This is a genomic window from Streptomyces sp. NPDC048606, from assembly GCF_040650855.1.
In the GTDB taxonomy this organism is placed as follows: domain Bacteria; phylum Actinomycetota; class Actinomycetes; order Streptomycetales; family Streptomycetaceae; genus Streptomyces.
In genome coordinates this window covers 1-6,208 of the sequence record NZ_JBEZIB010000084.1, presented here as the reverse complement: position 1 = coordinate 6,208, position 6,208 = coordinate 1, and the positions used below count along the sequence as shown (strand labels likewise).

The following is a 6,208-nucleotide window of genomic DNA, read 5'->3' as shown; positions in this document are numbered from 1 at the left end:
TTGATCAACCGCCATCTGATCACCAGTACATGGGAGCAACTGCTCTTCACCGGTAGCTCGGCCGGTCTGATGGCCCACATTCAGCACCTGATCGAACGTAGCGAGCCGGCCGGGTCAACCCTCGGCGCGCTCCCTCTGGACCTTCTGCATTTGGCGGGCCATGTCGACCTGCGCGCGGATCATCGTGTCGAACAGGACCTCCGGATCGCCGTCGGGGCCGGCGCTCGCGGCCAGCAGCAACCGCCGACAGTCCCGCCGGGCCAGCCAGCCATCCCCTCGCGAGCACACCCGGGACTGACCGGGACACCGCCACCTCCCGCCCCCGGATCGTCTCTTTTCCTCCACTCTGACACGGCGGGTTCGGGGCGAAGCAGGATCCCGCTCATCAAGACGAGCGATACCCTCGCCGAGAACCCCACACGTCCGCACTCATGCCTGGACCCCTTCTTTTCATCCATGGATCAGGCACCAAGGAGGCGTCACCCGGTGACGCCTCCTTGGTGACGGGCAGGTACCCGTGGTGAGAAGCCGGGGCCTCAGGCTTGGACGCAGGCGTTGCCGAACGCCGGGTTGATAACCGAGACGATCCCGACGCTGCTGCTACAGATGTTCACGGGGACCTGGACGGGGATCTGGATCTGCCCGCCGCTGAGGAGACCCGGCTCGGTCGCGTATGCGACGGCGCCGTGTGTGGCGCCCGCACGGCGGGTGGTTCCGGCGGCATGGGGGATGGGAAGGTTCTCGGCCGTGTGCTTGTCTTCGGCGACGTTGAGGCGGCCGGTCATCTGGTCGTACACGACGACGTTCCCGTCGGACTCGTTGCGTACCGAGGCGATGGGCACGTTGGCCCCGGCGGTGAGTCCGACCCAGCGGGCGATGTTGGTACCCCGGATCAGCATGTAGCCGGTGCCTGTCTCGTTCAGGCCGGTGAAGATTGCCATGGGGTCCTGGTCGGCGAACAGCGTGAGGGCGTCGTTGACGATGCCCGCGTCGCCCCAGGCGACGATCGAGCCGGAGGGCGTTCCCACGGTGAGGCCCATGTTCCGCAGCTGGGTGGCGGTGCCGGCGACGTCCGCCCTGCTGCTCTGGTTGGCGACGGTGTGAGTCCCCGAGGACGCGCCGGCCGGCACGCTGGACGCGTTGGCCGGGCCGAGGACGGTCAACGGGACCACCGCCGCAAGGAGCGCGGCGGTTGCCACGGGGAGGTAGTGGCGCAGAGCCGCCGTGACAGCGCTCCGCCCACGCCCGTTCTTGATCATCTCTACCCCTTCTCGTGGGACGGCGTCCGCAGCTCCAGCGATACCGCCCTGTTTCCGCACGGCAACGGTTGTACCTGCTACCCACATCAGATCGCCCCTGGCCACACGAGCCCACATCGCCACGCGAGAACGCCCACGGAACCACCTGATCGCCCCCTCAGCTGCTCAGGCCACCGGAAGCGCCTCTGCATCCACGGACCTCGTGGCTTGCAGTTGCGCCCCACAGGGCAATTCGTCGCTGGTCCTATGTGGACTGTGCCGCGAAGCCCCATACTGTCGCCGCGGCGATTGCCGTGTACCCGATGAGCCCGGTCAGCGCGATGGTGCGGTGCCAGTGCTCCGCCCGTGCCGGGTTGCCGCCGCGGACGGTCCAGCGCCAGGCAGCGACGGTGGCCACGACCGCGATCAGGACAAAGGCGAGGGTGAGGAGGTGTAGCCAGTCGAGGAGGGTGAGTCCCACGGTGCTGGTGATCACTGTGTTGACCTGCTGCATGTTCAGCATGATCACGAATAGTCCGCCGCCGAGCATGGCCAGGCGGCTTTGGAGGGAGTCCAGTCGTTCTCCCATGCCCAGTTCGTCGGCGTGTGCCGGTAGGAGGAAGGTGGCGGTGACGACAAGCACCATGAGATACAGCGGCCCGGTGAGCTTCCAGAAGATGGTGGGGTCGTCGCGTGCCAGGTCGACCTGCACGCGGATTCTGCTGTACGTGCTTGTGGTGCCTCGGGGCAGGGTGGCGTCACCGAAGTTCGTGGAGAAGACACGCTGGGAGGGTGCCAGCCGGAAGCCGGTGATACGCCATCCGGCCGGCCGGATCTCCGTGTTGTAGGAGGAGTTGGCGTTGTCCGGCACCATCCGGAGATCCCGGTCGTCGGTCGCCGCCGTGACCAGCACCTCGATTCGCTGCCGGTCGAAGGGGAAGGCGCGGACGTCCCAGTCCTGCCGGAAACTCCCCTGCAGCAGCATCAGGTCCCGGAACCTGCCCCCTTCGGAGGTCAGGACGGGATCGCCCTTCTCCGGGTCGCTGGCGTTGGTGAAGGCGGCCGTGGGCAGAGGGTCGAGTTTGCGATCCGGGCAGACCGACCACAGGTACATCCGTGCGGAGAAGACACGCTTCGCGGGATCGAGATCGTACAGATCCGCGAGGTACGCCCCGATATCACAGCTGGCTACCGATGACACCGCTGACCGCGGGGCTTCTGCGTCGGAACTGAAGGCAATCTCCCCACACAAGGAGGCCACCGCGATGACAACGGCTGCGACGGCGAACCGCACCAAGCCCCGGACCGTCTGGAATGTAGTGCCCAACCTCAGCTCCTTACACATCAGGAAGGGGGGCCCGACCTGTGAGGGCCGAACCGTGTCCGCGCTCATGCACTCCTGCGAGTGCGGTCGCTCCGGTTGGCACAGGAGCGATCTTTAAGGTGGGTGGCACGGAACGATAAGACCAAAGACCAACAATCGGAAAGAATCGGCGTAGGAGTGACATCTCCAGGAAAGGTTTGACCTTCCACACTCAGCGTCACACCCTAATTGCCTGGCGACTATGTTCCGCCATGAAGCCGGTATGTAGCGGAAGTGACCGTTGATGATTCCGCCATCTGCGCGTGCGGATAGCAGCAGTGAGATTCGGTCTCGTCGCTCCGGGCCCGCAGTACGGATCGGCCGAGGCGGCATAAACCGAGAGGCGCCCGTGAATGCCGGCCGCTTTAGGATAATTCGCCACTCACATCAAAAGGAGAGTACCGCCCATGACCGTTGCCGACAGCTCTGAGTTGCTGCAGGAGCGGACTCAGTCCAGCCTGGGCACGGCCGCCGCCCGCAACCTTGCCAGCACCACCAAGTCCGCTCCCCAGATGCAGGAGATCACCTCCCGGTGGCTGCTGCGGAGCCTGCCGTGGGTGGAGACCAAGGGCGGCACCTATCGGGTGAACCGCCGTCTGAGCTACACGGTCGGTGACGGGCACATCCAGTTCGTGCAGAACGGCGCCTTGGTCCAGGTCATCCCCCGTGAGCTCGGCGAACTGGCCACGCTGCGAGGCTATGACAATGACGAAGTGCTAGTCGAACTCGCTGGCCGGTGCGTTCAGCGCGACTTCCGCGCTGGCGAGGTGCTCGTCGAGCGTGGCGACCCCGCGGACAGGGTTCACATGATCGCCCACGGGCGCATCGCTCAAATCTCCGTGGGCAAGTACGGCGACGAGGTCTCCATCGCCACCCTTGCCGACGGCGACCGCTTCGGCGAGAACGCCTTGGTCGACGGCGAGGCCGGCTGGGACTACACCGCCACCGCCGAGACCCCGGGCACCCTCCTCACCCTCTCCCGCGCCGACTTCGCCGGCGTCGCGGAAACAGCCCCCGACCTGCGCGCCCACGTCGAGGGGTTGAACCACAGGTCGCGCCAGCGGCAGAACCACCATGGCGAGGCCGAGATCGCCATGTCGGCGGGCCACACCGGCGAGTACGAACTCCCCACCGCCTTCGTGGACTACGAGCTCAGGCCGCGCGAGTACGAGCTCTCCGTCGCGCAGACCGTCCTGCGGGTCCACACCAGGGTTGCCGACCTCTACAACGGGCCGCACAACCAGACCGAGGAACAGCTCAGGCTGACCATCGAGGCGTTGCGCGAGCGCCAGGAGCACGAGCTGATCAACAACCGGGAGTTCGGCCTGCTGTACAACGCCGACTTCAAGCAGCGGATCCAGACCCACTCCGGCCCGCCCACCCCGGACGACCTCGACGAGCTGCTCTGCCGCCGCCGCGGCACCAAGTTCCTCTTCGCGCACCCCAAGACGATCGCGGCCATCGGGCGGGAGTTCAACGCGCGCGGGCTCTACCCGGACCACGTCGACGTCGGCGGTCAGCAGGTCCCGGCCTGGCGGGGCGTACCGATCCTGCCCTGCAACAAGATTCCGATCAGCAAGGAGAACACCAGCTCCATCCTCGCCATGCGCACCGGCGAGGACAACCAGGGCGTCATCGGTCTGCGCCAGACCGGACTGCCCGAGGAGTACGAGCCGGGCCTGTCGGTGCGCTTCATGGGAATCAACGAGCAGGCGATCATCTCCTACCTGGTCACCACCTACTATTCCGCCGCCATCCTGGTGCCCGACGCCCTCGGCGTGCTGGAGAACGTACAGATCGCCCGCAGGCGCGACTAGAGGACCTGCCCACCGGCCGCGACACCCGGCACACCCGGGGCCCGGCCGAGCACGCCCGGGATCCGGGCCACCTCACCCACCTCACCAAGGAGCCGCGGATGCCCGATTCCGGGCCTTCCCCTCTGCAGTCGGGCCTGCCCTCCGCCGCCGCGCACTTCGGTGCGCACATCCTCGCCCAGATCCTGGCCCTGGGCCGGCCCCCGGCCGACGCCCCGGTCACGGAAGCCGCCGCGACCGAAGCCGTTCCGGCGGCGGCCGTGGCCACGACGCCCGTCGTCACGGCCCTGGCCGTCACCCGGCCCGTCCTGCCGTCCGCGCCCGTCCTGCCCTTCGGCACACACACCCCCGCCGTGCCCGCGGCGGGGGAGGGAGAGGGTACCGTACGGCAGGCTGGCGAGGCGCTGGAGCGGATCATCCGCGGGCCCAGCGGCCTGGGCACGGCTGCCCTGCACCTCGCCCCGCACGGGGAACCAGCGGCGCCCGCCGTACCGGTGGAGGCCCTGCACATCCCCGGCCTTTACTACCACCCCGTCGCCGAACCCGACCCGGCGCGGGTCGCCGAGCTGAGCCGCAGGATCAAGGCCTGGGCTCTGGACGAGATCCAACTCTACCCGGCCGACTGGGAGGGCGAGTTCGACGGCTTCTCCACCGGCCGCTACATGGTCGCCTGCCACCCTGACGCCCCGACGATCGAGCACCTGATGATCGCCGCCCGGCTGATGGTCGCCGAGAACGCCGTCGACGACATGTATTGCGAGGACCATGGGGGTACGCCCATCGGCCTGGGCGGCCGCCTGCTGCTGGCCCACACCGCGCTCGACCCCCTGCACACCACCAGGGAGTACCACCCCCAGTGGGCGGAGTCGCTCCGGGAGGACGCCCCGAGGCGCTCCTACCGCTCCGCCATGGAGTACTTCGTCCAGCAGTCCACGCCCTCCCAGGCCGACCGCTTCCGGCACGACATGGCCCGGCTGCACCTTGGGTATCTCGCCGAGGCCGCCTGGGCGCAGACGGACCACATGCCCGAGGTGTGGGAGTACCTCGTGATGCGGCAGTTCAACAACTTCCGGCCGTGTCCCACCATCACGGACACAGTCGGCGGCTACGAACTGCCCGCGGACCTGCACGCCCAGCCCGCGATGCAGCGGGTCCTGGCACTCGCCGGCAACGTCAGCACCATCGTCAACGACCTCTACTCGTACACCAAGGAACTCGCCACCCCCGGGCGCCACTTGAACCTGCCCGTGGTAATCGCCGAACGCGAGGGGGTCTCCGACCGGGACGGCTACCTCAAGGCGATCGAGGTCCACAACGAGCTCATGCACGCCTTCGAGGCCGAGACCGCCGCCCTGGCCGCCGCCTGCCCCGTCCCGAGCGTGTCGCGCTTCCTGCGCGGGGTGGCCGTGTGGGTCGACGGCAACCACTACTGGCACCAGACCAACACCTACCGCTACAGCCTGCCCGACTTCTGGTGATTATTCACCTCCGTGAACTGTCCTGACGCCAGCCGCTGCGGCTCACGTGCACGCCGCTCCGTCTCCAGCGATGAGTCCGGCGAATCCGCTTGGCGGAAGGCGCCACCTCCGCCTTCGGAAGCATTCAAAGAAAGGACGTCCTTGTGACCACCACCACTGCATCCAGCGCCTTCATGCCACCGACCCCGTACCAGGGTGACATCGCCCGCTACTGGAACGCCGAGGCCCGGCCCGTGAACCTCCGCCTCGGCGACGTCGACGGCCTCTACCACCACCACTACGGCATCGGCGACGTCGACCACGCCGCCCTCGGCG

General features: G+C 67.7%; 5 protein-coding genes and 1 pseudogene. 3 read left to right on the top strand and 3 right to left on the bottom strand.

Annotated features, from left to right (window positions below; translation table 11 throughout):
• Positions 1–114 precede the first annotated feature (114 nt).
• The 3 genes from AB0D01_RS39305 to AB0D01_RS39295 all read right to left on the bottom strand — a co-directional run bounded on the left by AB0D01_RS39305 (position 115) and on the right by AB0D01_RS39295 (position 2,565).
• Positions 115–240, bottom strand: a complete 126-nt coding sequence (locus AB0D01_RS39305; RefSeq protein WP_363064155.1) for a hypothetical protein — start codon at positions 238–240, stop codon at positions 115–117.
• Between the two features lie 296 nt (positions 241–536).
• Complete coding sequence (locus AB0D01_RS39300) at positions 537–1,259, bottom strand: chaplin (protein WP_363064153.1); 723 nt, start codon at positions 1,257–1,259, stop codon at positions 537–539.
• Between the two features lie 244 nt (positions 1,260–1,503).
• Positions 1,504–2,565, bottom strand: coding sequence for a hypothetical protein (locus AB0D01_RS39295; protein WP_363064151.1), 1,062 nt, complete (start codon positions 2,563–2,565; stop codon positions 1,504–1,506).
• A 443-nt stretch (positions 2,566–3,008) separates the two neighbouring features.
• On the opposite strand from AB0D01_RS39295, the gene AB0D01_RS39290 reads away from it, so the two are divergent.
• From AB0D01_RS39290 to AB0D01_RS39280, 3 genes and pseudogenes are all read left to right on the top strand, one after another.
• Positions 3,009–4,418: a family 2B encapsulin nanocompartment shell protein gene (locus AB0D01_RS39290; RefSeq protein WP_363064149.1), complete on the top strand. Its 1,410-nt coding sequence runs from the start codon at positions 3,009–3,011 to the stop codon at positions 4,416–4,418.
• Positions 4,419–4,516: 98 nt separating this feature from the next.
• Positions 4,517–5,893, top strand: a complete 1,377-nt coding sequence (locus AB0D01_RS39285; RefSeq protein ID WP_363064147.1) for a family 2 encapsulin nanocompartment cargo protein terpene cyclase — start codon at positions 4,517–4,519, stop codon at positions 5,891–5,893.
• Positions 5,894–6,066: 173 nt separating this feature from the next.
• A pseudogene (locus tag AB0D01_RS39280) lies at positions 6,067–6,208 on the top strand (SAM-dependent methyltransferase); the annotation flags it as partial.